Genomic DNA, 21,297 nt, shown 5'->3' with positions numbered 1-21,297 from the left:
CCCCAGCTGTCCTACCCCGCCCGCCAGATGAATCATCAGCTTGGCGATCAGGCCGGCAACGGCGGGGTTGCGGAAGCGCTGCTGGAGAGACGACTTCGCTGTACGGATGATGGTCGGCCGGCCGCGGGTTGCCTTCCGTCAGCTGGAGGCCGAGCGCCTCCGGAAATTACCCCTGGGCCAGTGCCTCCGCCAGCTCCTCCGCGACGGCCAGGCCGGTCAGGTCGGCGTGCGGGCCGCCCAGCAGCAGCACGTGCTGCTCGTCAAGCCGGTCCCAGCGCGGCCACCCACCTTCCGGCAGGGCCAGCCACGCGCCGGGAATGTCGGCGCTGCTGCGGCCCACCACCAGCGCCTCGCTGGCCAGCGCCGGCAGCGCCTCCAGGTGGGGCAGCAGGCTGTCCACCACCTCGCGGCGCAGGCCCACCGGTACCCCCGCCAGCCGGCCGCCCACCGGCTGATACCCCCACGGGTCCGGATGCAGAATGGGCGGCGTCACCACATAGCCGCCGCTGTGCGGACGCAGCACGAAGCCGCAGGCGCGCACCACCGGGCTGTCTGGGCCGCTCGGCACGTTCAGGCGCGGCAGCTGGCGGTAGGCCTGTCGGTGCCGGGTCGGCTGCCCCAGACCGTTCTCGATCAGGTGCGGGCCGGCCGCGCCCGACGCAATCACCACCTGGGCGGCCGTGACCGTGACCGTGTGGTCCACCACCACCTGATGCGTGTTGGTGACGCTCAGGCGGTGCAGGGCCACCTGGCCGCCACCGCGCAGCTCACAGCGCACGTTCAGCATCAGGTCGGCGCCCAGCCTCACCGCCTGCTGGCCTGCGTCCAGGGTCACGCTGGCCGGACTGTAGACGCCGCCGCGCGGGTCCAGTCGAAGGCCGGGCAACACGGCGGCGTCGGCCAGGGAAGCGGGGTAGGGAACGGACGGCGGCACACCGCCCTGCTCGCTCAGGGTCAGCACACCACACGGCTGCAGGCGTTCGCCCAGCAGGGCGCGGGTCCGCTCGGCCCGCTCGCGCTGCTCGTCCGGGACATCGCTGTGCCAGACGCCGCTGGCCAGGATGGTCGCACCTTCCTCGTTCGGCAGGCCACCCTCCTCGGCAAGCAGCAGGCTCAGGTGGGGGGCGCGCTGCCGAAGCTGCCATGCCAGCGCCGCGCCCATCCGTCCAGCCCCTACGATCAGCACGTCGTAAGCACGTGACGCGAACGACTGGCCCACGTGGGCGTACACGGTTCCGGGCTGCTGAGAGACGGCGGGCGGCTGGCCAGCGGACAGCGCCCAGCTGGGCTTCTCACAAGCGTCACGACCCGGCGCGTTTATACTCGCCTGAATGCGGAGCTTTCTCATCCTCCTGACCGCCGGTCTGCTGGCGCAGCTGGCCCCCGGCACAGCGGGCGCCACCAACATCCGGGTGCTGGTGGCCAGTGGCAAGGCCGTATCGGTGCGTGTGCCCATCACGCCCAGCGTAGCGCAGGGGGCCGCCGGCTATGCCAGCTGGACCGTGGGCGCGCTGGGCAGCCACCTCAGCCTGGGCGGGCAGGATGCCGGCGGCGATACCCTGTATCTGCCGCCGGTCCCGGGCAGCACGGTGGACATTGATGGGCACACCTACCGGGGCGGCCTGCTGCTCAAGGTGGTCAGCGGCGTGGTCAAGGCCGTGAACGTGCTGGACCTGGAGGAGTACCTGCTCGGGGTGGTCCCGGCCGAGATGCCCAGCAGCTGGCCCACCGAGGCGCTCAAATCCCAGGCGGTGATCGCCCGCACGTACGCGGCGGCCCGCATCAACCCCACCTCCTACTACGACCTGTGCGCCACGGACAGCTGTCAGGTGTACGGAGGCGTGGCCCGCGAGACGGCCAGCGCCTCGCAGGCGGTGCAGGCCACCCGGGCGCAGGTGGTGTCGTATGCGGGGGCGGCGGCCCGTACCTACTTCTCCAGCGATTCCGGCGGCTACACCGCCAGCAGCCTGGAAGCCTGGGGGCAGGATCAGCCGTACCTGACCGCCAAGCCGGACCCGGCGTCGCAGGGGCCCAACAGCCGCTGGACCCTCAGCGTTCCGCTGAGCCGGGTGGCGGAGGTGGCGGCCCGGTATGGCGTGCAGGTGGGCAGCGTGCAGTCGCTGACCATCACGCAGCTGAGTGCCTCGGGCCGGGTCACCGGCATCAACGTGGTGGGCAGCGCCGGCAGCCGGCTGCTGTCCGGTGCCGACGCGGGCGGTTTCGTGCGCTCGCTGGGGGCGCGGTCGTCGCGGGTCAATTTCAGCGGCAGCGATCCGCTGGTGATCGAGGGAGCCGGCTCAGGGCACGGGGTGGGGCTGTCGCAGTACGGCGCGGCGGGGCTGGCCCGCCAGGGCTGGAACTACCTGCAGATCATGGGCTTCTACTACGCCGGGGCCAGCATCAGCAGCATCCTGGCAGATACCCGGCCCGGCGGGCTGCTGACGGCGGGCGTGCCGTTCCGCGAGGCACAGCCGGCGCCGCTGGCCGAGCGCCCGGCGGCGCCTCCCGTGGTCGCGCTGGACCCCTGGGTGCTCCGGTCACCGGGCCTGTGAGCGGCCGGCTGCGCCGCTGGCTGGTGCTGGGGATCGCCGTGCTGGGCCTCGTGCTGGGCGCGGCCCAGGCGCGCACCGTCCGCATCGTGACCGCCGATCGACTGGAACTGCGGACGGTGGACGAGCAGGAGATCGTGGTCATCAGTGGCGACCGGGTCGAGCTGCGGGTGGATGACGACGTGATCGTGGCGGGCCGGGTGGAGTACAACCGCACCACCCGCACCCTGACACTGATCGGCGACGGCAGCTACGTATCGCAGCAGAACGGCAGCCGGCAGGTGCTGCGCGGCAACGACCTGGTGGTGGACCTGAGCAGCCAGGCGCTGACCGGCGAGGACGTGCTGGTCAGCGACGCCAGCCTGGAGATCCGGGGCGCGGAGGTGCAGCGGGTGCCGGGACAGCTGACGGCCCAGAGCGGCTACTTCACGCCTTGCGCCCGCTGTGGCCGTACCCCCAACGACTACGCCTTCCGCGCCGGCAGCATCCTGCTGTACCCCGGCGACCGGCTGGTGGCCTACGGCGCCACCCTGCTGCTGGCCGACACCCCGGTGCTGTACCTGCCGGTGGTGGTGCTGCCGCTGCAGGACCAGAGCCGGGTGCCGCGCCTGAGCGTGGCCAACGACGCGGTGGACGGCTTCACGGTGGCCGCCGACCTGCCGTTCGTGGTGGGCAGCAGCGCGCTGGGCACCACCCTGCTGCGCTACTACCAGCACCGCTCGCCCGCGCTGGGCTTCGGGGTAGACCTGCACGCCTATGCCCCGGTGACGGGCGTGGACCGGCTGGACCTGTACGGGCTGGCCAGCCCCAGGCCGCTGGTGAGCGGCAACGATGCCGACGGCAACACGGTCTACACTGCCCAACCCGGCTACGAATACGACCTGAACTTCAGCGTGAAGGGCAGCCTCAACCTCGCCAGCACCGCCAGCGGCCTGACGTATCAGCTGACGGCCACCCGTGCCGACATCGGCCGCTCGGCCGACGACCCGGAGCGCGGCGTGACCAACGTGAACGGCACGGCCAGCGCCGACCTGGGCGGCGTCAACCTGCAGGCCAACTACGTGGACCGGCTGGGCCCGGCCCCCACCACCTCGCTGCCCACCGTGCTGCGGCGTCCCGAGGTGGTGATTGACCCCAAGCCGTACCAGCTGGGCAAGCTGAGTGCGGATTTCCGGGTCACGCTGGGCCGCTACACGGCCGCCAGCAACCCGCTGAGCCGCAGCGCCAGTGCCCAGGGCCTGAACTTCAGCACCAGCCGGCTGGAAGAGAACCACGTCATCACCTACACCGCCACCCCCTGGAAGAACGCCACCTTCAGCTTCAGCAACACCTTCACTGGCCGCTACTACCTGACCGGTGCCCGGGTGGTGGACCTGAACATCGGCGGCAGCCTGACCCAGACCTTCTCGGTCAGCAACACCGTGCGGCTCGGGTACGTGTACTCGCGGCTGGAGGGCACCAGCCCCTTCGCCTTCGACGCGGTGTACAGCCGCGCGCCCAGCGGCGTGCTCAGCACCGACGTCAGCGTCTCGCCGGCCACCGGCGCCACCGTGACCGCCGCGCAGAGCTACGACTTCGTGCAGCCCCGGCAGCGGCAGCAGGCGGCCAGCATCGGGGTGAGCGTGCAGAAGGCGCCGGTCAGCTTCAGCCTCAACCTCAAGCCCAACTTCTTCCGGGCCGTGCTGGAAAGCGTGGACGTGAACGCGGTGGTGGGCCAGAACCTGCCGCTGGTGGTGGGGCTGCGGGCCGGCTACACCGAGCTGGGCGGGCCCGGCACGCTGGCACTTACCGCCGACGCCATCGGTGGGCCGCGCAGCAACACCTTCGGGGTGACGCTGAACTACGACCTCAAGCAGCACCTGCTGAGCAGCGTGAACCTGCGCGCCAACGCGCTGAGTACCCAGGACGCGGTGCTGAACCCGGTGGCGTTCAGCGCCAGCGAGACCATCAACCTGCAGACGCCCACCCAGCTGAGCAGCCTGAACGGCACGGCCAGCGTCACCTGGCGCGACCTGGTGTTCAGCAGCGCCCACAGCCTGACGCTGCCGGCCGGCAACCGCGGCAGCGACACCCTGAACTTCAGCGTGTCCAATGTGGCGGGCAGCCTGCTCAGCTGGCGGCTGAACTACGGCGGCCCCTACGACCTGACCCGGCTCGGCTGGACCACCCCGGCGCTGACCGGCAACGTCAGCGCCACCCGGCCGGGGCAGCGCCTGAGTGCCCAGGTGACGGTGAGCCTGCCGGGCCTGGACCAGAACTTGGTGGAGCTGAGCAACGCCAGCGTGGCCGCCACCTACAACTTCGGCAGCCGCGCCTCGCTGAACGGCGGCGCCTACTATGCCCGCACCCGCAGCGGCACCGGCACGGCCGCCCAGCAGATCACCGACTCGCTGACCTTCCAGCCGCTGACCCTGACGCTGGCGCTGGGCAAGCTGACCCGCCCCGACGCGTACCTCAGCACCACCCTGCGGCAGACGCTCACGTGGCAGAACGGGGTGCTGCAGGCGCCGGGCCGGCTGGAGCCGATCGTGCTGCTGACGGTGGACCGCTGCTGCTGGGCGTTGCAGGTGGAACTCAACCCGGTGGACCGGCGCTTCCGCATCGGCATCGGGCTGCCGGGCAGCGCGGTCCTCACCGCGTTCGAGGCGGACCCGAACGGTCCCAGCGTGCCGCTGCTGCAGCCGAATCCCTGAGCGCCGTTGACCATCCTCATGCTCAGCCTGTTGAATGTCAGCATGTTTCCCCGATTCCTGGCGCTCGCCGCCCTGAGCCTCTCGCTGCTCTCGGCCTGCACCGGCACCACCGAACCGACCGTCTCGGTGGGGGTGGCGCTGGTCAACCAGAACGGCAACGAGCTGCGGAGCGTGGTGGGCCCTGGGACCTCCGCCGCCGCCCAGCCGGTGACCGGCGCGCTGGACCTGCAGGTGCTGGCCAGCGGTAAGACCGTGGTGGTGGCCTACCGCGACCACCTGGAAACCCGTGGCCTGACCCTGCAGAACCCGGTGCCGCTGCCCGGTCCCGGCAGCGGCTTCACCCCGTGTTTCGTGCGGCTGGCGATCAGCCCGGCCCGCGACCGGGTGGCGGCCCTCTCGGACTGCGGCAACGGCGCGGCCGAACAGCTGGCGGTGTACCGCAGCGACGGCCTGCTGGACTACACCGCCACCCTGCCGCCGCCCACCCCCACCGACAGCGCCAACACCCGCTTCACCATCACGCCGGACCTGAACATCTGGGTGGCGCGGCCCGCCATCGGGGGCGGCAGCGAGCTGCTGCGCGTGTCGAGCGCCGGCATCACGGTGGTGACCAACCCGCCGCTCTCCACCGCGGTCCACGACCTGGCGGTACGCGGCGGCACGCTGTATGCCGCCACCGACCAGGGCGTGCTGGCGGTCAACCCGACCAGCGGGGCGCTGGCCGCCACGCCGGTCATCAGCGGCGTGATCAACCGGCTCTACAGCGACAACACGCTGCTGGCCGCCTGGCTGCTGGACAGCAGTGCCAGCAGCCAGGCCCTGACGCTCTGGGACGGCACCCGGCGCGGCGTTCCGGCCTACCCGGCCGACCTGCGCGACGTGACCTTCGGGCCGGACGGCAAGGCCTACCTGCTGTCCGGCAACAAGGTGACCAGTTACGACACGGTGTTCGGCTTCCAGCGGGGCGACTGGCAGCCCACCGACCTCATCACCACCTTACAGGGGGCGCGCGCCCTAACCTGGATTGCTCCGTAAGCGGGCCTGGAGCGCTACCCTGAGCAGCATGCAGACGCTCGATCACGTCGCCATCGCCACCCCGGACCTGGAGACCGGCAGCGCGCCCTACCTGGCCCTGGGCCTGCACCCGGAGGGGCCGGATGAACTGGTGGAGTCGCAGGGGGTGCAGGTGCGCGCCTTCCGGCTGGGCGAGACCCTGATCGAACTGCTGGCTCCGGTGCGGCCGGACAGCCCGATTGCCCGCTTTCTGGAGCAGCGGGGACCGGGCCTCCACCACCTGGCGTTCCGGGTGCCGCAGCTGGAAGCGGAAGTGGAACGGCTGGAGGCGGAAGGGGCGCGGCTGCTGAACCGCGAGCCGCGCCCGGGCCGGGCCGGCAGCCGGGTGGTGTTTCTGCACCCGAAGTGGGGCCAGGGCACCCTTATGGAGCTGGTGGAGCATCCGCAGGGCGAAGGGTGAGGCCGCTGTGGGGGCTGCTGAGCCTCGGCGTGCTGGCCGGGCTGTGGTGGCTGGAGACGACGGGACCGGTGCTGACCGGGTGGCCCGGCTGGCTGATTCACGCGTTCGTTTACCTGCTGCTGGGGCTGACGCTGGCCCGCGCCACCGGGAGCCGCACCGCCGGATGGGTGCTGGCGGCCTGGGTGGGCGCGCTGAACGAGGTGATGAGGGCGTTTCTGCCGGGCCATGAGGCGGGCATCACCGGCTGGTGGTTCGCGCTGGGCGGCAGCTGGCTGGGCAGCCGGGGGGTGCGCCGGCCTCGGCGTCTGCCCCAGGACGAGCCGTGGCCGCCTGAGCCCGCCTGAGTGGAGAGCCGCGGGGCTGATCAGCTCCGTTTGCTCCTCCTGATGTGGACGGGACTGCAGGACAAATGCACCGCCTCTGATTCGACGGTGCACTTGTCCTGAACTTCTGCAGCCTACGCCTGAGCTTCGCCCTGCCGCACCTGGTTCTTCAGCCGGTGCAGGATGGCGCCCATGCCGCGCAGCCGCATCGGGGTGATCAGTTCCGACAGGCCCATGTTCTGGTAGAAGTCGTCGGGAATCGCCAGGATCTGCTCCGGCGTGGCGCCCTGCAGTCCCTCACTCAGGATGCCCGCGTACCCGCGCACGGTGGGCGCCTCCTCCGGCACCTTGAAGTACATCTGAACGTGCCCGGCGTCCTGCTCGGTCACCAGAAAGAAGGGGCTGGCGCACTCGGGCACCGGCTGCATGAACTCCGGGTGCTCCACGTACTTCTCCGGCAGGGCCGGCAGCTTCTTGCTGTATTCCAGCAGCGCCTGCAGCCGCAGCGGCTTGGGGGCGGACTTGAACATCCCCACGATGTTCTGGAGTTTCTCGGGCAGCGCAACCTCGGTCATGGGGTCACTGTAGCGCCGGACCCCCGCCGGGCATGGTGACGCACGTCTAGTTGATTGGATTGGTCAACAAGGAGCGCCAGCGGGTACAATCAGAAGGCAAAAAGGAGGCACCATGACCAACTACGCCAAGGATGTACTGGTTTCGACCGACTGGGTCGCGGAGCATGCGAACGATGCGGGCATCAAGCTGATCGAGGTGGACGAGGACATCCTGCTGTACGACACCGGCCATATCCGGGGTGCGGCCAAGGTGGACTGGCAGCTGGACCTGTGGGACCCGGTGGAGCGCGAGTTCATCAGCGCCGAGCAGCTGAGTGCGCTGCTGGGCCGGCTGGGCGTCAGCAGCAGCGACACCATCGTGCTGTACGGGGACAAGAGCAACTGGTGGGCCAGCTATGCCTACTGGTTCTTCACCTACAACGGCGTGCAGAACCTCAAGATCATGAACGGTGGTCGCCAGAAGTGGAGCGCCGAGGGCCGCGAGCTGACCACCGACGCCACCGAAACCCAGCCGGGCCAGCCGTACCCGGGCCTGGCGCGCAACGAGGAACTGCGGGCCTACCGCGACGAGGTCAAGGCGCACATCGAGACGGTGCGGGCCGGCAAGGGCGCGCTGGTGGACGTGCGCAGCCCCGACGAGTTCTCCGGCAAGGTCACCCACATGCCCAACTACCCGCAGGAAGGTGTGCTGCGCGGCGGCCACATCCCCGGTGCCCGCAGCATTCCCTGGGCCAAGGCCACCAACGAGGACGGCACCTTCAAAAGCGCCGACGAACTTAAGGCGCTCTACGAGGCCGAGGGCGTGACCAGCGACAAGAACGTGATCGCGTACTGCCGCATTGCCGAGCGCAGCAGCCACAGCTGGTTCGTGCTGCGCGAACTGCTCGGCTACCCCAGCGTCAAGAACTACGACGGCAGCTGGACCGAGTGGGGCAACAGCGTCGGCGTGCCGATCGAGAAGACCTACAGCGAGGCCTGAGCAGGCCAGATGACCGGCAGGCGCCTCCTGAGGGGGCGCCTGTTGCTGTTGGGTTCGGCCTCAAGGCCATCTTGGGCAAATGGACATGTCGCGCTGACCCGCGTCCTTCAGCATGAAGCATGACCAACAACCGTGAGGACAAGCCGGACGTGGCCGAGGTGAGCACCATCAGCGGACTGAGTGCCGGCATGGACGATCAGCAGCCGAACGATGACGCCCGCATCGCTGAACAGGGTCCGGCCCCCGCCGACCTGGAGGAGCGGCCCGTTCCCCCGGTCCCCCTGCCCAGCCGGGATGGGTTGAGCGCAGGGGAGGTAGAGGCCCTGACTGGCCCTGACTCCAGCGAGTCTTAAGCCCAGGAGCGTTCTCCCTCCCCGGGGGTATGCTGGCCGGCATGACCCACTCGGAGACCGATCTGACGGCCCACATCGAACAGGGCAAACGTGATCTGGCGCAGTTGGTGGCCCTGGAGTCGGTGAGTGCCCAGGGCCGGATGCTGCCGGAAACCGCCGATGCCGTCACCCGGCTGCTGGAGGAGGCGGGCTTCACGGTGCAGCGCTTTCCCGGTGAGGTGGCGCCGATCCTGCTGGCCGAGGCGGGCGAGGGCGAGCGCACTCTGCTGATTTACAACCACTACGACGTGCAGCCGGAAAGCCCGCTGGAGCTATGGGACAGCCCTCCCTTCATCCTGACCGAGCGCGACGGGCGGCTCTACGGGCGCGGCGCCTCCGACGACAAGGGGGAGCTGGCTTCCCGGCTGGCCGCCATCCGGGCGGTGCGCGAGCGGCACGGCGGCCAGCTGCCGCTGCGCGTCAAGTGGATCATCGAGGGTGAGGAGGAGATCGGGAGCCCGAGCGTGGCGGGCTTCGTGGCCGAGCACGCCGAGGCGCTGCGCGGCGACGTCTGCTGGTGGGAATTCGGCAGCGTCAGCGAGACCGGGCAGCCGGTGGTGTCGCTGGGGCTGAAGGGCATCGTGTGCCTGGAACTGCGCTGCACCGTGGCCCAGACCGACTTGCACAGCAGCCTGGGCGCCGTCATTGACAACCCGCTGTACCGGCTGAGCCGGGCCGTGGCCAGCCTGCGCGACGACCAGGGGCGCGTCACCATCCCTGGCTTCTACGATACAGTGCGCCCGCCGTCCGCCGCCGATCTGGAGGCCATCCGGAGCGTGCCGGATGCCCGGCCGGCCCAGCAGCAGAGCGCCGGCGTGCGCGGCTTTCTGGGCGACGCCGATGCCCTGGAGTACCAGCGCCGCATGAACTTCGAGCCGGCGCTGAACGTGAACGGGTTTCACGGCGGCTACGGGGAGACCGGCAGCAAGACGGTGCTGCCGGCCAGCGGCTTCGTGAAGCTGGACTTCCGGCTGGTGCCGGACCAGGACCCGGCTCAGGTGGTGCACCTGCTGCGTGAGCACCTGGCGGCGCAGGGGCTGCATGACATTGAGGTGATCGAGCTGGAGACCCACGAGCAGGCGGCCCGCAGCGACGTGGCCGACCCCTTTGTGCAGCTGGCGCTGGAGGCCGCCCGCGAGGCGTCCGGGCAGGACGTGGTGGTCCATCCGTCGTCCGGGGGCAGCGGCCCGATGCACCCGTTCGTGGAGCACCTGAACGTGCCGGTGGTGGCGGTGGGCATCGGCAACGTGGGCGGACGGGTCCACGCCCCCAACGAGAACATCCGGACCGCGGACTTCGGCTGGGGCGTGCGCTTCGGCGTGGCGTTCCTGGAGCGGCTGGCGCAGCAGAAATAAGCGCAGAGCACTACGCCTGAACAGCGATCAGTTGGAAAGTCTCGAACCAGTCCTGGGGGACGTCTTGTTTTCTTATTGAAAAGCGATAAATATGGACATCGTTCTTCGATAAGGAGACCTGACATGTTGCGTCCACAGACTGCCCGTACGCTGCTGCACCTGATCCTGACCCTCAGCCTGCTCATCACGGTCCTGTTCGTGGTGGCCGATGTGGGGCTGTCTGTGCAGGCGATGCAGGCAGGCGGTTCGGCGGGCCTCCGGCTCCGGGTGCCGGTCAGCGTCCTGCTTGAACTGAACCACCGCGCGTTCCACGTCACGGAAATGATGACCCCCAGTCGCCTGGCCGCCTGGAGTAGACCGATGTGGCTGGCCCTGACTGTGGCCGGTGCCAGCCTCTGGTTCCTGGCCGCGCGCCGGGTGCGGGCCCTCGTGGACCGTCTGCTGGACGATCCTTTCGATCCGGCCAACCTGCGGGACCTGCGGCTGGCGGTCTGGGTGGCGCTGGTGTGGCAGGGCCTGATGCTGGTCAGTTCGCTGGTGGGCTGGCTGCAGAACCGTGACGCGCAGGCCCAGGCCCTCTCCACCCTGGGGCAGTCCCTGAGCAGGGTCCCGGCCAGCAGCGTGTCCCCGCACTCGACGTTCAACGTCCTGACGCTCAATCCGCTGGGTGGCCTGGGGCTGAACCTCACGCCCCTGGTGATTGCGGCGGCGCTGACCATCCTGGCGACGGTGTTGCGTCAGGCGGCGGCCCTGCGAGAAGAGGAGCGCCGGTTGCGCCACGAGCAGGCCCTCACCATCTGATGCCGGTCGTGGTGACGCTCGATCAGGTGCTGGCCGAGCGCCGCATGACCCTCTCGGAGCTCTCGGAGCGGGTGGGCATTACCCTGGCGAACCTGAGCATCCTCAAAACCGGCAAGGCGCGGGCGATGCGCTTCACAACGCTGGACGCGCTGTGCCGCGCCCTGCAATGTCAGCCGGGCGACCTGCTGACCTGGGTGGACGGACCGGAGGAAGCGGAGGAGGAGGGCGGGGCCTGACGGGCCGCTGTTCATTTAGCCGCTCCGGACGGCCCTCAGCTTTGGGGCCACCGCGGCCACCGCCAACAGCACGAGGGCGGCCAGTTCCAGGTGCAGCAGGCTGCCCCGGCTCACGCCCAGACCTGCCACCAGCGCCCCGCCCAGCCCGGCACCCAGCGCGCTGCCCACCATGTCGGCCAGCTGCAGGTTGCCGCTGATGAGCCCCTCCTGGCCCTCCGGAGAGCCGCGCAGCACCACCAGCGTGTGCGCCTGGAACACGAAGCCCATGCCGGCTCCGCCCAGCGCCCAGCTGAGCGCCACCAGCAGGATCGGCAGGGTGCTGTGGATCAGCAGACCGGTGAGGGCCACACTCACCGCAATCACAATGCCGCCCAGGCCCACCACCAGCGGGCGGTACTGTCCGCCGGTGCGTTCGTCCAGCCGGGAATGGATAAAGGCGCTGGTGGACCAGCCGAGGGTGGCGGCGGTCAGCGCCAGCCCCGCCTGGAACAGGGTTAGGCCGCGCAGTTCGTTCAGGCCCAGCGGCACCAGCGCCTCCGCCCCGAAGAAGCCGAAGGTCAGCAGAAAGCGCACCGCAAAACCTGCATAGAGCGGCGTGGCGAGCCGGGCAGTTCCCCAGCCGTACAGCCGTGCCACTCCCGGCACCGCCAGGGCTGCGCCCAGCGCCCCCAGCGGCAGCGCCTGGGCCAGCGGGCGCTGCAGCGCCGTCAGCAGCAGCACCACGCCGCCCGCCACCAGTACCACCGCCACCAGCCGGGCCCTGGACACGCGGGTGCCGGCCGCCGGGAGCTGCAGCAGGGCCGGCAGGGTCAGCAGGCCGGCCAGCAGCAGCAGCGGCAGCAGGGCCAGAAACACTGCCCGCCACGACAGCGCGGCGGCCAGCGCGCTCGCGGCGGCCGGACCGATCAGGCCCGGCAGCACCCAGGCGCTCGACATCAGGGCCAGCACCCGCGCCCGCAGCTGATCGGGAAAGGCGCGGTTGATGGCCAGGTAGGTCACGGCGATCACCGCGCCGCCCCCGAACCCCTGCACGGCCCGGCCCAGGATGAACACCGGCATGCTCCCGGCCAGCCCCGCGATCAGCAGCCCGGCCCCGAAGGCGACGGTGGCCGTCAGGTACGGCCAGGCCGGGCCGCTGCGGTCGGCCCAGGCGCCCAGCGCCACGGTGGAGATCATGAAGCCCACGAAAAAGGCGCTGAATGACCAGCCGTAGAGGCTGAGGCCGTTGAGTTCGCGCGTCACCTGCGGCAGCACCGTCGCCACCGCCAGGCTCTCGAAGGCGATCAGCAGCACCGAGATGATGATGCCGAGCGTCAGCGCGCGGCGTTCCGGACTGAACACGCCGCCCTGCACCGCGCTGCTCACGCCTCTTGCTCCAGGTGGTGCTGCAGCGCCGCTTCCAGCCCCTTGCCGCGCCAGCCGGGGTCCACCCCCAGGGTAAGTTGCCCGGCGTGACGCAGCAGGGCGCCCACCACCCGGCCCCCGGCCAGCGCCACCGCCGCCGCCTGCAGGTCGGCCAGAGGTACTTCTGGACACAGGCGGGTGAGCTGCAGCGCGACACCGTGAGCGGGCGGCAGCGGCAGGCGGGAGATGCGGACGCGGGCAGGCAGGGTCATGCGGCGAGTCTAGCGGGGTCGCTGTCGGCGGTCAGGGTGGCAGGGGTTTATTCCGGCTTCAGGGCGTCCAGGATCAGGCTGGTGAAGCCGGCCGGGCCGGTGCCTTCGCGGTAGCGGGCGTTGCGGTGGTCCAGCGGCACCGAGCGGTACACAGGCCCGTCCTGCATGGCCCAGCGCCGGGTGTGCAGCACGCCCGCCTCGTCCCACCACTCCAGCCGCCGCACCCGGAAGCCCGCCTGCTCAAACAGCGGCACGAAGCTGCGGTGGTCGTACAGCACCTGATGGTCGGCCGCCGGGTGGTCGGCCGGGCCGGGTCCACCCACCTGCACCACCTGCTGGTACGCCGGGTCCGGGTGCAGGCCATCCGGCACCGCCACCCGCAGCCGGCCGCCGGGACGCAGGAAGCGGAAGCATAGCCGCGCCGCCGCCCAGCCCTGCTCCACGCTCAGGTGTTCCCAGACGTGCTCGCACAGCAGCGCATCTGCCTGCCCCGCGCCGAAGTACCGTTCGAAGCTGGCCGGGTCGGTCAGGTCCAGCTCGTCTCGCTGGGTGGCGGTCCAGCCGTCCCAGCGCTGCTCTCCGGCTCCGATGATCACGCGCATCGCCGTCCAGCATAGCCCCCGGGCCTGCTAGCATCGCGCATGGGCTTCACGGACAGGCTGAACACGGCGGAGCGGCAGCGGTTGGTGCGGGTGGCGCAGGGGCAGGAGGACGCGGACCTGCTGATCCGGGGCGCACAGCTGGTGAACGTGCTGACCCGCGAGGTCTACCGGGCCGACGTGGCGGTGGCGGACGGGCGGATCGCGTCGGTGGGGGAGGGCTACCACGCGGCCGAGGTGCTGGAGGCGCGCGGCGCGTATCTGGCGCCCGGCTTCATTGACGCGCACATCCACATCGAGTCCAGCCTGCTGACCCCGGCGCGCTTCGCGGAGGCGGTGCTGCCGCGCGGAACCACCACGGTGGTGGCCGAGCCGCACGAGGTGGTGAACGTGCTGGGACTGGCCGGGCTGCACTGGATGCTGGAAGCGGGCCGCAGCAGTGGCCTGCGCGTCTACGCCAGCCTGCCCAGCTGCGTGCCAGCCAGCCGCTTCGAGCAGGGCGGGGCCATCCTGCGGGCGCCGGACATCCGCGAGGGTCTGCAGGTCCCGGGCGTGCTGGGCCTGGCCGAGATGATGAACTATCCGGGCGTGCTGAGCCTGGACCCGGAGGTCTGGGCGATCCTGGCCGAGGCGGAAGGGCGGCGCGACGGCCACGCGGCAGGCCTGAGCGGCCCCGCCCTGCAGGCCTACGCGGCGGCCGGCATCCACAGTGACCACGAGGCGGTCACGCCAGAGGAGGCGCGTGAGCGACTGCGGGCGGGCCTGTGGCTGATGGTCCGGGAGGGGTCGGCGGCGCGCAACCTGGAGGCCCTGCTGCCGGTGCTGCGCGAGCGGCCGCGCCGCGCCATGCTGGTCAGCGACGACGTGGGCGTGGATGAACTGCTCTCGCTGGGTCACCTGGACCGGCTGATGCGCGCGTGCGTGGCGGGCGGCCTGCACCCGGCCGACGCGCTGGCCCTGATCACCTGCAACCCGGCTGACTACTGGGGCCTGCCGGACCTGGGGGCGGTGGCGCCCGGGTACCACGCCGATCTGGTGCTGCTGCGGGACCTGACCGGCTTCGAGGTGCTGGAGACGCTGGTGGCCGGAGTGCCGGCCCAGGGCGGCGGCATCACGCCAGCGCTGCCGGGTGGGGGCGTCACGCTGGGCAGCGGCTGGGCCAGCGCCCACTTCGAGGTGCCGCCGGGGCTGCCGGTGATCGGGGTGCGTCCGGATCAGATCGTGACTGACCACCTGCCCGCCGGGAGCGGTGACACGCTGATGGTGGTGGCCGACCGCTACGGACGCGGCGAGTTCAGCGCCTGCTGGGCGCGGGGGCTGCAGCTGGAGCGCGGCGCGGTGGCGCTGAGCGTGATGCACGACGCCCACCACGTGATCCTGGCCGGGGCCGGGCCGGAGCAGGTGCGTCAGGCGGGCTGGGCGCTGGAACGGCTGGGCGGCGGCGCGGTGGTGGTGGAGGACGGCGAGGTGCTTGCGGCCCTGCCGCTGCCCTACGCTGGCCTGATGTCCGACGGCCGGCCGGAGGATGTGGCGGCCCAGGCCAGCGCCATCACGGCGGCGCTGCAGCGGCTCGGTTGCGCGCTGCCGTACCCGATCACCACCCTGAGCTTCCTGGGCCTGACGGTCATCCCGAGCCTGAAGCTCACCCCACAGGGCCTGCTGGACGTGAACCGCTGGGAACTGCTGGACGCGCCGGGGGAGGGGCAGCTCAGCGGGCTGCAGGACGCCTGAAGGCCATCTCGACAGGCTGAGGTGAGCAGGACCGTAGTGTGATGGGGATGTCAGCCTCACCCCATTCCAGGGCGTGGTATGCCCGCCTCGCTGCCGAACTCGGCGGCTACCACCATCCGTGGCAACGGGTGCTGGAGGGGCCCGATCCCGAACAGATGTTTGACCTGCTGCTGCGTAACGTGCTCCGCCCCGAGTCGCAGGTGCTGGACGCCGGGTGCGGCCATGGCCCGGATGCTGCCCGGTTCGGCACGGGCGTTCGGCGCTGGGCGGCCTACGATCAGGTCCCCGAATTGCTGGACCTGGCCCGAATGAACGCTCCGCACGCCACCTTTCAGGAATGGAACGGTCGGGGAGAAGTGCCCGCCCCGCTGCGGGGGCCGTTCGACGTGGTCGTCTCACGGCGGGGGCCGACAAGCGTCATCCCGCGTCTGCCGGAACTGGCTGCCCCCGACGCCCGGTTTCTCTATGTCGGGCCCCGCCTGCATGTGCCGCAGGTGGAGGAGCGGCTCCTGGCCGTCGGGTGGTGTGTCCTGGCGGAATGGCACGTCTCGGTCCAGGCGTACGCACCGACCTGGGAGGACTGGAGCATCCGCGGCGAATGGATGGAGGAGCCGGTCTCCAGGAGGGAATGGGAGGCACGCGTGACCGCACGGGGAATGCCTTACCGGGAGGAACGTCATGTGGTCCTGGCAAAAGCCACCCAGCCTTGATCCAGGTGAGTTGAGCCCTCCATGCGTTTGGTCGGGGTCCAGGTGCTGGGAGTCCAGCTTCCTCTCGTCAGAGCTCCATACGCCACCCTGTGCGTCTCGGCCCGCTGAAACCTCACGGTCCGTCTGAATAGGCTTGATCAGCCGTGCATATCACGCTATACTCTGTTCATTCACCGCCTGAAAGGGCGGTTTTTTCGTGCCGTGCGGCCGCGCCGCGCTACACTCCCGGCATGCCCACCCTCACCGTGACCGGATATGGCGACATTCAGGCGGACCCTCAGGAGCGGCTGGTGCTAGCGCTGGAGCGCGGCGGCGTGGACGTGCTGCACCGCTGTGGCGGACAGGCCCGCTGCACCACCTGCCGGGTGGAGTTCAGCGCCGGCGAGCCGGAGCGCATGACCCAGGCCGAGCATGACAAGCTGAGCGAGAAGGAGCTGCTGGGCACGGCGCGGTTGTCCTGCCAGATGCTCTGCGATCACGATATGACGCTCACGCCACTGATGACGGTGCAGAGCAGCGGGCTGGAGGCGGGCAAGGCCCCGGCCCCAACCATCGAGCCGGAGCCGGTCTGGATGGACGCGCCCTCGGCCTAAGGCGCGGTGTCGGGCTCGCTTAGACCCAGCGCCGCCAGGATGCGGGGCCGGTCCCAGTGGATCAGCCGCGCCAGTTCCTCCAGCAGCCGTTCGAATTCAGCACTGCCAGGGGGTTCCTGTCGCAGGGCCAGCCACAGCCGGTTGCGGTGTTCCAGCCATTCGCGTGTGGGCATGCCCCAGGGTAGACCACCCACGCTAAGCTGCCGGGCATGAACGTTCCGGATGGTTCTGCCAGCAAAGCCATGTGGCGGGCCTGGGCGCAGGAACGTCGCGCTGGCCTGCCAGATGTCTCGGCACAGATATACGCTCAGCTGGCCGCGCTGCTGCAGGACCGGGGCCTGAGTCGGGTGCTGGCCTACCATGCCCTGCCCGGTGAGCCGGACCTGTCGGCGCTGGCCCCACAGCTGGAGCTGTACACCACCCGCGCCGTGTTCCGCCCGGAGCCGCGCCTGACGCTGCACCCGTGGCACACCGCCACCGAGCAGAGCCGGTTCGGCGTACGTCAGCCACCCAGGGACGCGCCACAGGTGGCTCCGGAACGGATTCAGGCAGTGCTGCTGCCAGGGCTGGCCTTTGACCAGCGTGGTTACCGGCTCGGGTATGGTGGCGGTTTCTATGACCGGCTGCTGCCCGGCTGGGACGTCCTGACGGTGGGCGTCATCCCGTCTGCGCTGCTGGTGCCGCAATTGCCCAGCGAACCGCACGACCAGCCGGTGCAGCTGATCGTGACGGAGCGGGGGGTCAGCGCGACTGGCTGCTGAGCAGGATGGTGCGCGGGGCCAGCGTCACAGGGATCTTCAGCGGGGTGCTGTTGCCGTTGCGGATGACGGTCAACGTGACCCGCTCGCCCACCTGATGGCCGCGCACGGCGTTCAGGAACTCGATGTAGTTCTGGACCCGTTGTCCGTCCACCGCCGTAATCACGTCGGCGGTGGCGTGGGTGGGCACCCTGTTCTTATCAAAGGCGGTGGGCGTCAGCGGATGCAGCCCGGCCTTGTCGGCGGGGCCGCCGGCCACCACACCGGTGAACAGGAAGCCCACCGTGCTGCCCAGCCCCAGATCCTGAAGCACGCTGGCCGGCAGCGTGCCGTCCGGCAGGCCGCTGGCGTCCACACCCACCACCGGGGCCTCACGCTTCACGCCGGACTTCAGGTCGCTGAGCAGGCTGCTGCCCTGACTGACCGGCACCGCGTAGCTGGTGATGTTCGGCTGCTGCATGCTGCCTTCCACGCTGATGTAGCTGGTGATGCCGATCAGCTGCCCCTCGCTGTTCAGAATCGGGCCGCCGCTGTCTCCGGGCATCAGCGGAGCGCTCATCTTGAGGGTGCCGGACGGGAAGTCGGCGCGCTCCGAGCCGGTGTCCAGCCCCAGCAGCTGACCGCTCTTGGGCAGCAGGAAATTGCCGCCCGCATTGCCGATGGCCAGCGCCGGCTGCCCGACCTTGGGCGGCTGGGCCGCCAGCGGCACGAACGGCGCGTTCTGAATGTTGATCTTGAGCAGCGCCAGATCGTGGGCCTCGTCGAAGCCGACCACCGTCACCGGGTACCGCTTCTTGTCGAGGGTGACGGCCACCAGCAGCTTGCTGTCGTACACCACGTGGTAGGCGGTCAGGACGCTGCCGTCGGCGCTGATCAGCACGCCGCTGCCGATGCCGTCCGGCTCGGCGCACACCACGTTCTGGCAGGCCAGCAGCTCCAGCGAGGCGGGCCGGGTCTTCTGAAACACGCTCTGCAGGGCGGCCGGGAGGACGGGGGTGGGGGTGCTGCGGTCCTTACTGGCGGCGGTATCCGGGCGCGCACGTTGCGCCGACTGGGGGGTGGAAGAGGTCTGGGCCAGGGCAGAAACAGACATCAGGACGGCCACGCTCAGGACCGTGAGTGCACGAGCAGCGTTCATGCCTTATGATGCGCCCAGCGCACGTGGGGCGTATGTGCTCAGCGTGTGGGCGTGCCTATCTGGTGGCCGTTTTGGCAGCCCGCCTTACAGTGAAGTGATGACTGTGCCTACCTGCGTCTTTGTGTACGGCACCCTGATGCCGGGCGAGCGAAATTCGGCAGTGGCTGGAGTGTACCGGAGGGCCGAGGCCGCCCGGTTGCCGGACCATCTGCTGCTGGACCTGCGGCCGGAAGGCTACCCGGCCCTGGTGGCTCGGCCGGGCGCGGAGCCAGTTCACGGCGTGCTGCTGCACTACACGCCGGAGGAGTGGGCGAGCGTGTGCCCACAGCTGGACCGGCTGGAGGGCACCGACGAGACCCCGCCGCTGTACCGGCGCGTCCAGGTGCAGGTCGAGACGGACGCGGGAATGCGACAGGCCTGGGTGTACCTGTATGCCCGCCCGGAGCGTATGCGGCAGCCGGGGTGTACGCCCCTGCCCACGGGGTGCTGGACAGCGGCACCAGACCGCTTCACGCCGGAGCCGGGCCAGCCCTGAGCCGGGGAGCCGGCAGAGGTTGACACCCTGCGGCTCCACCCCTAACATGGGTAGGCCCGCTGGGGCCAGCTATGGTGGGTTTAGCTCAGTCGGTTAGAGCGCCGCTCTGTGGAAGCGGAGGTCGTGGGTTCAAATCCCATAACCCACCCCACAACAACCACACCGGGGACTTGACCGGGACGGGTCCAACGGCTGAGGGTGCCTGACAGGAAAGCGTTCTCGACAGCCTTTCATCCGAAATTGGATACACTGACCCGGGGCAGCCGCCCAGGACTCAGGAACGGCGCGGGGATGGCGGAACTGGTAGACGCACCAGACTTAGGATCTGGTATCGAAAGATGTGAGGGTTCAAGTCCCTTTCCTCGCACCAACAGCGTGAAGCGGCCCTCCTTCGGGGCCGTTTTTCGTATGGGCCTGACCGCCGAACAGCGGCAGCGCACCAGGCAAGTCAGCAGTCTCGTCAGCGAGCAGTCGGGAGCAAATCATGGCAGAGTTGGTCAAGCAGGAAGGCAATTCGGTTGAGTTCAAGGTCAGCGTGCCCGCCGGTGAGGTGAGCCGCGCCTACCAGCAGGTCTGGACCGCAGTGGCCCGCGACGTGCGCGTGCCGGGCTTCCGTCCGGGCAAGGCGCCCAAGAGCGTGCTGGCGCAGCGCCTGCGCAAGGGCTACATCGAGGAGGAGGTGCGCGACCGGCTGGTGGAGATCCACTACCCGCAGGCGGCCCGCGAACTCAAGCTCAGCCTGGTGGACGCGCACATCCACCCCGGCGACATCCGCGACGGCCAGACCTTCGACTTCACCGTCCACGGCGAGACCTACCCGCAGGTCACGCTGGGCGACTGGAAGAGCGTGTCGCTGACCAGCAGCAGCCCCGAGATCACCGACGAGGTGCTGGAGAAGACCCTGCAGGACCTGCGTGAGCGCAACGCCACCTTCGAGGCGGCCGAGCGGCCCATCGAGGCCACCGACATGGTCACCATTCAGGAGCTGGGCGAGCAGGAGGCCGGCAGCTACCCGGTGTACCTGGACGTGGCCGAGCCGCACGTGCGCGACGCGCTGGTGGGCAAGGCCAAGGGCGACGAGGTGGAGATCACCGTGCCGGCCCACAGCCACGGCGACCACGAGCACCCGGAGCACACCGTGCGCGTCCGCATCGAGGACGTGAAGCACAAGCAGCTGCAGGAGCTGGACGACGCCTTTGCCGCCAGCCTGAACTTCGAGTCGCTGGAGCGCCTGCGCACCGACCTGAAGGCCGAGCTGGAGCGCCGCGCCACCAGCGAGGGCGACACTGCCCGCCGCGAGGAGTTCGTGCAGGCGCTGGTGTCGGGCATGACCGTGGACGTGCCGCAGGCCCTGATTCAGCGCCGCCGCGAGGCGATGCTGCAGGAGATCCAGGATGACCTGTCGCGTCAGGGCGTGCAGTGGGCCGAGTACGAGAAGTTCATGCAGGAGCAGGACAAGCTGGACGAGTTCATGGCCGACCTGAACAAGAACGCCGAGACCCGCGTGCGTCGTGACCTGGCTCTGGAGCAGCTGGCCGAGGATCAGGGCGTCAGCCTCACGGACCAGCAGTTCAACGCTGCCCTGTCGGCGCTGGCGCAGGCCAACAACACCACCATCCAGGCGCTGCGCAGCCAGCTGGGGGCGAACGGCCTGAACGGCTACTACGCCAGCATCGTGCGCGAGCAGGCGCTGACCCAGGCCATCGCCTCGCTTACCGGCGAGCAAGGGACCCAGACGCCCGCCGAGGAGAGCAGCGACGCTGAAGGGACCGGCGAGGGCAGCAACGAGCAGAGTGAGCAGGGTACGGAGCAGAGCGAGCAGGCCACAGAGCCGGGCGAGTTGCTGCCGGAAACCGCTCAGCCGGGCGAGGACGCGCCGCAGGGCGAGTAATCGGGAAAGGCGAGGGCCATCAGCATTCAGCTGGTGGCCCTTTTTCTGCCGAGGTGAATGAACATGCGGCGACCAGGATGCCTGGTCGCCGCATGTCGCCTTGGATTAGAGGCCGAAGTGGGCGCGGTTCTTGACGATGAAGTCCTGCTCGCCCGCCGGCACGTCCTCCTCGGGATAGATGGCGCTGACGGGGCAGGCGGGGACGCACGCGCCGCAGTCGATGCATTCGTCCGGGTGAATCAGGAACTGATCGCCGCCGTCATAAATGCATTCGACCGGGCACACCTCGGTGCAGGCCTGGTCCTTGACGCCGATGCAGGTGCTAACAATTACGTGAGGCATAGTGCCC

General features: G+C 70.0%; 24 protein-coding genes and 2 tRNA genes. 18 read left to right on the top strand and 8 right to left on the bottom strand.

Annotated elements, in window-relative coordinates; translation table 11 throughout:
* Positions 1-166 precede the first annotated feature (166 nt).
* Complete coding sequence (locus tag ABOD76_RS09665; RefSeq protein WP_350244620.1) at positions 167-1,231, bottom strand: FAD-dependent oxidoreductase; 1,065 nt, start codon at positions 1,229-1,231, stop codon at positions 167-169.
* 100 nt (positions 1,232-1,331) lie between these two features.
* On the opposite strand from ABOD76_RS09665, the gene ABOD76_RS09660 reads away from it, so the two are divergent.
* Genes ABOD76_RS09660 through ABOD76_RS09640 form a run of 5 tightly spaced genes read left to right on the top strand, consistent with a single transcriptional unit; the run spans position 1,332 to position 7,060 of the window.
* On the top strand, positions 1,332-2,552 hold the full coding sequence (locus ABOD76_RS09660) for a SpoIID/LytB domain-containing protein (RefSeq protein WP_350244619.1): 1,221 nt from the start codon (positions 1,332-1,334) through the stop codon (positions 2,550-2,552).
* On the top strand, positions 2,549-5,242 hold the full coding sequence (locus tag ABOD76_RS09655; RefSeq protein WP_350244618.1) for a hypothetical protein: 2,694 nt from the start codon (positions 2,549-2,551) through the stop codon (positions 5,240-5,242). The genes ABOD76_RS09660 and ABOD76_RS09655 overlap by 4 nt, the downstream gene beginning before the upstream one ends.
* A 42-nt stretch (positions 5,243-5,284) precedes the next feature.
* The gene (locus ABOD76_RS09650; RefSeq protein WP_350244617.1) at positions 5,285-6,277 is read left to right on the top strand and encodes a hypothetical protein; all 993 of its coding nucleotides are present in this window, start codon (positions 5,285-5,287) and stop codon (positions 6,275-6,277) included.
* A gap of 28 nt (positions 6,278-6,305) precedes the next feature.
* A complete protein-coding gene (gene mce, locus ABOD76_RS09645) occupies positions 6,306-6,716 on the top strand; it encodes a methylmalonyl-CoA epimerase (protein ID WP_350244616.1) in 411 nt (136 codons plus the stop codon).
* On the top strand, positions 6,713-7,060 hold the full coding sequence (locus tag ABOD76_RS09640) for an antibiotic resistance protein VanZ (RefSeq protein WP_350244615.1): 348 nt from the start codon (positions 6,713-6,715) through the stop codon (positions 7,058-7,060). The genes mce and ABOD76_RS09640 overlap by 4 nt, the downstream gene beginning before the upstream one ends.
* Positions 7,061-7,173: 113 nt before the next feature.
* Here the strand turns inward: ABOD76_RS09640 and ABOD76_RS09635 are convergent, their stop codons facing one another.
* Positions 7,174-7,614: a SufE family protein gene (locus tag ABOD76_RS09635; RefSeq protein ID WP_350244614.1), complete on the bottom strand. Its 441-nt coding sequence runs from the start codon at positions 7,612-7,614 to the stop codon at positions 7,174-7,176.
* A gap of 112 nt (positions 7,615-7,726) precedes the next feature.
* Here ABOD76_RS09635 and ABOD76_RS09630 point away from each other — a divergent pair, with 112 nt between their 5' ends.
* The 5 genes from ABOD76_RS09630 (at position 7,727) to ABOD76_RS09610 (ending at position 11,377) form a co-directional block, all read left to right on the top strand.
* Positions 7,727-8,593 carry a sulfurtransferase gene (locus ABOD76_RS09630; RefSeq protein WP_350244613.1) on the top strand — a complete coding sequence of 289 codons (867 nt, stop codon included), beginning with the start codon at positions 7,727-7,729 and terminating at the stop codon, positions 8,591-8,593.
* A gap of 119 nt (positions 8,594-8,712) precedes the next feature.
* Entirely contained in the window at positions 8,713-8,946 is a 234-nt protein-coding gene (locus ABOD76_RS09625) for a hypothetical protein (RefSeq protein WP_350244612.1), read from the top strand.
* A gap of 41 nt (positions 8,947-8,987) precedes the next feature.
* Positions 8,988-10,340, top strand: coding sequence for a M20/M25/M40 family metallo-hydrolase (locus tag ABOD76_RS09620; protein ID WP_350244611.1), 1,353 nt, complete (start codon positions 8,988-8,990; stop codon positions 10,338-10,340).
* A gap of 123 nt (positions 10,341-10,463) precedes the next feature.
* Positions 10,464-11,141 carry a hypothetical protein gene (locus ABOD76_RS09615; RefSeq protein WP_350244609.1) on the top strand — a complete coding sequence of 226 codons (678 nt, stop codon included), beginning with the start codon at positions 10,464-10,466 and terminating at the stop codon, positions 11,139-11,141.
* Positions 11,141-11,377: a helix-turn-helix domain-containing protein gene (locus ABOD76_RS09610; RefSeq protein ID WP_350244608.1), complete on the top strand. Its 237-nt coding sequence runs from the start codon at positions 11,141-11,143 to the stop codon at positions 11,375-11,377. The genes ABOD76_RS09615 and ABOD76_RS09610 overlap by 1 nt, the downstream gene beginning before the upstream one ends.
* A gap of 15 nt (positions 11,378-11,392) precedes the next feature.
* Here the strand turns inward: ABOD76_RS09610 and ABOD76_RS09605 are convergent, their stop codons facing one another.
* Genes ABOD76_RS09605 through ABOD76_RS09595 form a run of 3 tightly spaced genes read right to left on the bottom strand, consistent with a single transcriptional unit; the run spans position 11,393 to position 13,595 of the window.
* Positions 11,393-12,742, bottom strand: coding sequence for an MFS transporter (locus tag ABOD76_RS09605; protein WP_350244607.1), 1,350 nt, complete (start codon positions 12,740-12,742; stop codon positions 11,393-11,395).
* Positions 12,739-12,993: a hypothetical protein gene (locus ABOD76_RS09600; RefSeq protein WP_350244605.1), complete on the bottom strand. Its 255-nt coding sequence runs from the start codon at positions 12,991-12,993 to the stop codon at positions 12,739-12,741. The genes ABOD76_RS09605 and ABOD76_RS09600 overlap by 4 nt, the downstream gene beginning before the upstream one ends.
* A gap of 47 nt (positions 12,994-13,040) precedes the next feature.
* Complete coding sequence (locus ABOD76_RS09595) at positions 13,041-13,595, bottom strand: class I SAM-dependent methyltransferase (RefSeq protein WP_350244604.1); 555 nt, start codon at positions 13,593-13,595, stop codon at positions 13,041-13,043.
* Positions 13,596-13,634: 39 nt separating this feature from the next.
* Here ABOD76_RS09595 and ABOD76_RS09590 point away from each other — a divergent pair, with 39 nt between their 5' ends.
* The 3 genes from ABOD76_RS09590 (at position 13,635) to ABOD76_RS09580 (ending at position 16,626) form a co-directional block, all read left to right on the top strand.
* Positions 13,635-15,323 carry an adenine deaminase gene (locus ABOD76_RS09590; RefSeq protein WP_350244603.1) on the top strand — a complete coding sequence of 563 codons (1,689 nt, stop codon included), beginning with the start codon at positions 13,635-13,637 and terminating at the stop codon, positions 15,321-15,323.
* A 47-nt stretch (positions 15,324-15,370) separates the two neighbouring features.
* Positions 15,371-16,033, top strand: coding sequence for a class I SAM-dependent methyltransferase (locus ABOD76_RS09585; RefSeq protein WP_350244602.1), 663 nt, complete (start codon positions 15,371-15,373; stop codon positions 16,031-16,033).
* A 230-nt stretch (positions 16,034-16,263) separates the two neighbouring features.
* Positions 16,264-16,626: a 2Fe-2S iron-sulfur cluster-binding protein gene (locus tag ABOD76_RS09580; RefSeq protein WP_350244601.1), complete on the top strand. Its 363-nt coding sequence runs from the start codon at positions 16,264-16,266 to the stop codon at positions 16,624-16,626.
* Here ABOD76_RS09580 and ABOD76_RS09575 read toward each other — a convergent pair.
* Positions 16,623-16,799: a hypothetical protein gene (locus ABOD76_RS09575; protein ID WP_350244600.1), complete on the bottom strand. Its 177-nt coding sequence runs from the start codon at positions 16,797-16,799 to the stop codon at positions 16,623-16,625. The two genes, ABOD76_RS09580 and ABOD76_RS09575, sit on opposite strands and share 4 nt — an antisense overlap.
* A gap of 36 nt (positions 16,800-16,835) precedes the next feature.
* On the opposite strand from ABOD76_RS09575, the gene ABOD76_RS09570 reads away from it, so the two are divergent.
* The gene (locus ABOD76_RS09570; protein WP_350244599.1) at positions 16,836-17,387 is read left to right on the top strand and encodes a 5-formyltetrahydrofolate cyclo-ligase; all 552 of its coding nucleotides are present in this window, start codon (positions 16,836-16,838) and stop codon (positions 17,385-17,387) included.
* Here ABOD76_RS09570 and ABOD76_RS09565 read toward each other — a convergent pair.
* Entirely contained in the window at positions 17,368-18,522 is a 1,155-nt protein-coding gene (locus ABOD76_RS09565; RefSeq protein ID WP_350244598.1) for a S1C family serine protease, read from the bottom strand. The two genes, ABOD76_RS09570 and ABOD76_RS09565, sit on opposite strands and share 20 nt — an antisense overlap.
* A gap of 97 nt (positions 18,523-18,619) precedes the next feature.
* On the opposite strand from ABOD76_RS09565, the gene ABOD76_RS09560 reads away from it, so the two are divergent.
* The 4 genes from ABOD76_RS09560 (at position 18,620) to tig (ending at position 20,948) form a co-directional block, all read left to right on the top strand.
* Positions 18,620-19,057, top strand: a complete 438-nt coding sequence (locus ABOD76_RS09560) for a gamma-glutamylcyclotransferase family protein (RefSeq protein ID WP_350244597.1) — start codon at positions 18,620-18,622, stop codon at positions 19,055-19,057.
* A gap of 74 nt (positions 19,058-19,131) precedes the next feature.
* Positions 19,132-19,208 (top strand) — tRNA-His (locus tag ABOD76_RS09555).
* A gap of 134 nt (positions 19,209-19,342) precedes the next feature.
* Positions 19,343-19,427: transfer RNA gene (locus ABOD76_RS09550), tRNA-Leu, on the top strand.
* A 114-nt stretch (positions 19,428-19,541) separates the two neighbouring features.
* Positions 19,542-20,948 (top strand): trigger factor, encoded by a 1,407-nt coding sequence (gene tig / locus ABOD76_RS09545; protein WP_350244596.1) that lies wholly within the window; start codon positions 19,542-19,544, stop codon positions 20,946-20,948.
* Positions 20,949-21,053: 105 nt separating this feature from the next.
* On the opposite strand, the gene ABOD76_RS09540 is transcribed toward tig, so the two are convergent.
* Positions 21,054-21,290: a ferredoxin gene (locus ABOD76_RS09540; RefSeq protein WP_350244595.1), complete on the bottom strand. Its 237-nt coding sequence runs from the start codon at positions 21,288-21,290 to the stop codon at positions 21,054-21,056.
* Positions 21,291-21,297 lie beyond the last annotated feature (7 nt).

Source organism: Deinococcus sonorensis KR-87 (genome assembly GCF_040256395.1).
Classification (GTDB): Bacteria; Deinococcota; Deinococci; order Deinococcales; family Deinococcaceae; genus Deinococcus; species Deinococcus sonorensis.
This window is presented reverse-complemented; position numbering and strand designations above follow the sequence as displayed.

Bases quoted from the DNA above. Each gene is read 5' to 3' on its own strand.
- ABOD76_RS09590 (WP_350244603.1), top strand. From the start codon at position 13,635: ATGGGCTTCACGGACAGGCTGAACACGGCGGAGCGGCAGCGGTTGGTG.
- ABOD76_RS09565 (WP_350244598.1), bottom strand. From the start codon at position 18,522: ATGAACGCTGCTCGTGCACTCACGGTCCTGAGCGTGGCCGTCCTGATG.
- ABOD76_RS09600 (WP_350244605.1), bottom strand. From the start codon at position 12,993: ATGACCCTGCCTGCCCGCGTCCGCATCTCCCGCCTGCCGCTGCCGCCC.
- ABOD76_RS09585 (WP_350244602.1), top strand. From the start codon at position 15,371: ATGTCAGCCTCACCCCATTCCAGGGCGTGGTATGCCCGCCTCGCTGCC.
- ABOD76_RS09630 (WP_350244613.1), top strand. From the start codon at position 7,727: ATGACCAACTACGCCAAGGATGTACTGGTTTCGACCGACTGGGTCGCG.
- mce (WP_350244616.1), top strand. From the start codon at position 6,306: ATGCAGACGCTCGATCACGTCGCCATCGCCACCCCGGACCTGGAGACC.
- ABOD76_RS09575 (WP_350244600.1), bottom strand. From the start codon at position 16,799: ATGCCCACACGCGAATGGCTGGAACACCGCAACCGGCTGTGGCTGGCC.
- ABOD76_RS09595 (WP_350244604.1), bottom strand. From the start codon at position 13,595: ATGCGCGTGATCATCGGAGCCGGAGAGCAGCGCTGGGACGGCTGGACC.
- ABOD76_RS09540 (WP_350244595.1), bottom strand. From the start codon at position 21,290: ATGCCTCACGTAATTGTTAGCACCTGCATCGGCGTCAAGGACCAGGCC.
- ABOD76_RS09560 (WP_350244597.1), top strand. From the start codon at position 18,620: ATGACTGTGCCTACCTGCGTCTTTGTGTACGGCACCCTGATGCCGGGC.
- ABOD76_RS09650 (WP_350244617.1), top strand. From the start codon at position 5,285: ATGTTTCCCCGATTCCTGGCGCTCGCCGCCCTGAGCCTCTCGCTGCTC.
- ABOD76_RS09570 (WP_350244599.1), top strand. From the start codon at position 16,836: ATGAACGTTCCGGATGGTTCTGCCAGCAAAGCCATGTGGCGGGCCTGG.
- ABOD76_RS09625 (WP_350244612.1), top strand. From the start codon at position 8,713: ATGACCAACAACCGTGAGGACAAGCCGGACGTGGCCGAGGTGAGCACC.
- ABOD76_RS09660 (WP_350244619.1), top strand. From the start codon at position 1,332: ATGCGGAGCTTTCTCATCCTCCTGACCGCCGGTCTGCTGGCGCAGCTG.
- ABOD76_RS09610 (WP_350244608.1), top strand. From the start codon at position 11,141: ATGCCGGTCGTGGTGACGCTCGATCAGGTGCTGGCCGAGCGCCGCATG.
- ABOD76_RS09635 (WP_350244614.1), bottom strand. From the start codon at position 7,614: ATGACCGAGGTTGCGCTGCCCGAGAAACTCCAGAACATCGTGGGGATG.
- ABOD76_RS09620 (WP_350244611.1), top strand. From the start codon at position 8,988: ATGACCCACTCGGAGACCGATCTGACGGCCCACATCGAACAGGGCAAA.
- tig (WP_350244596.1), top strand. From the start codon at position 19,542: ATGGCAGAGTTGGTCAAGCAGGAAGGCAATTCGGTTGAGTTCAAGGTC.
- ABOD76_RS09615 (WP_350244609.1), top strand. From the start codon at position 10,464: ATGTTGCGTCCACAGACTGCCCGTACGCTGCTGCACCTGATCCTGACC.
- ABOD76_RS09580 (WP_350244601.1), top strand. From the start codon at position 16,264: ATGCCCACCCTCACCGTGACCGGATATGGCGACATTCAGGCGGACCCT.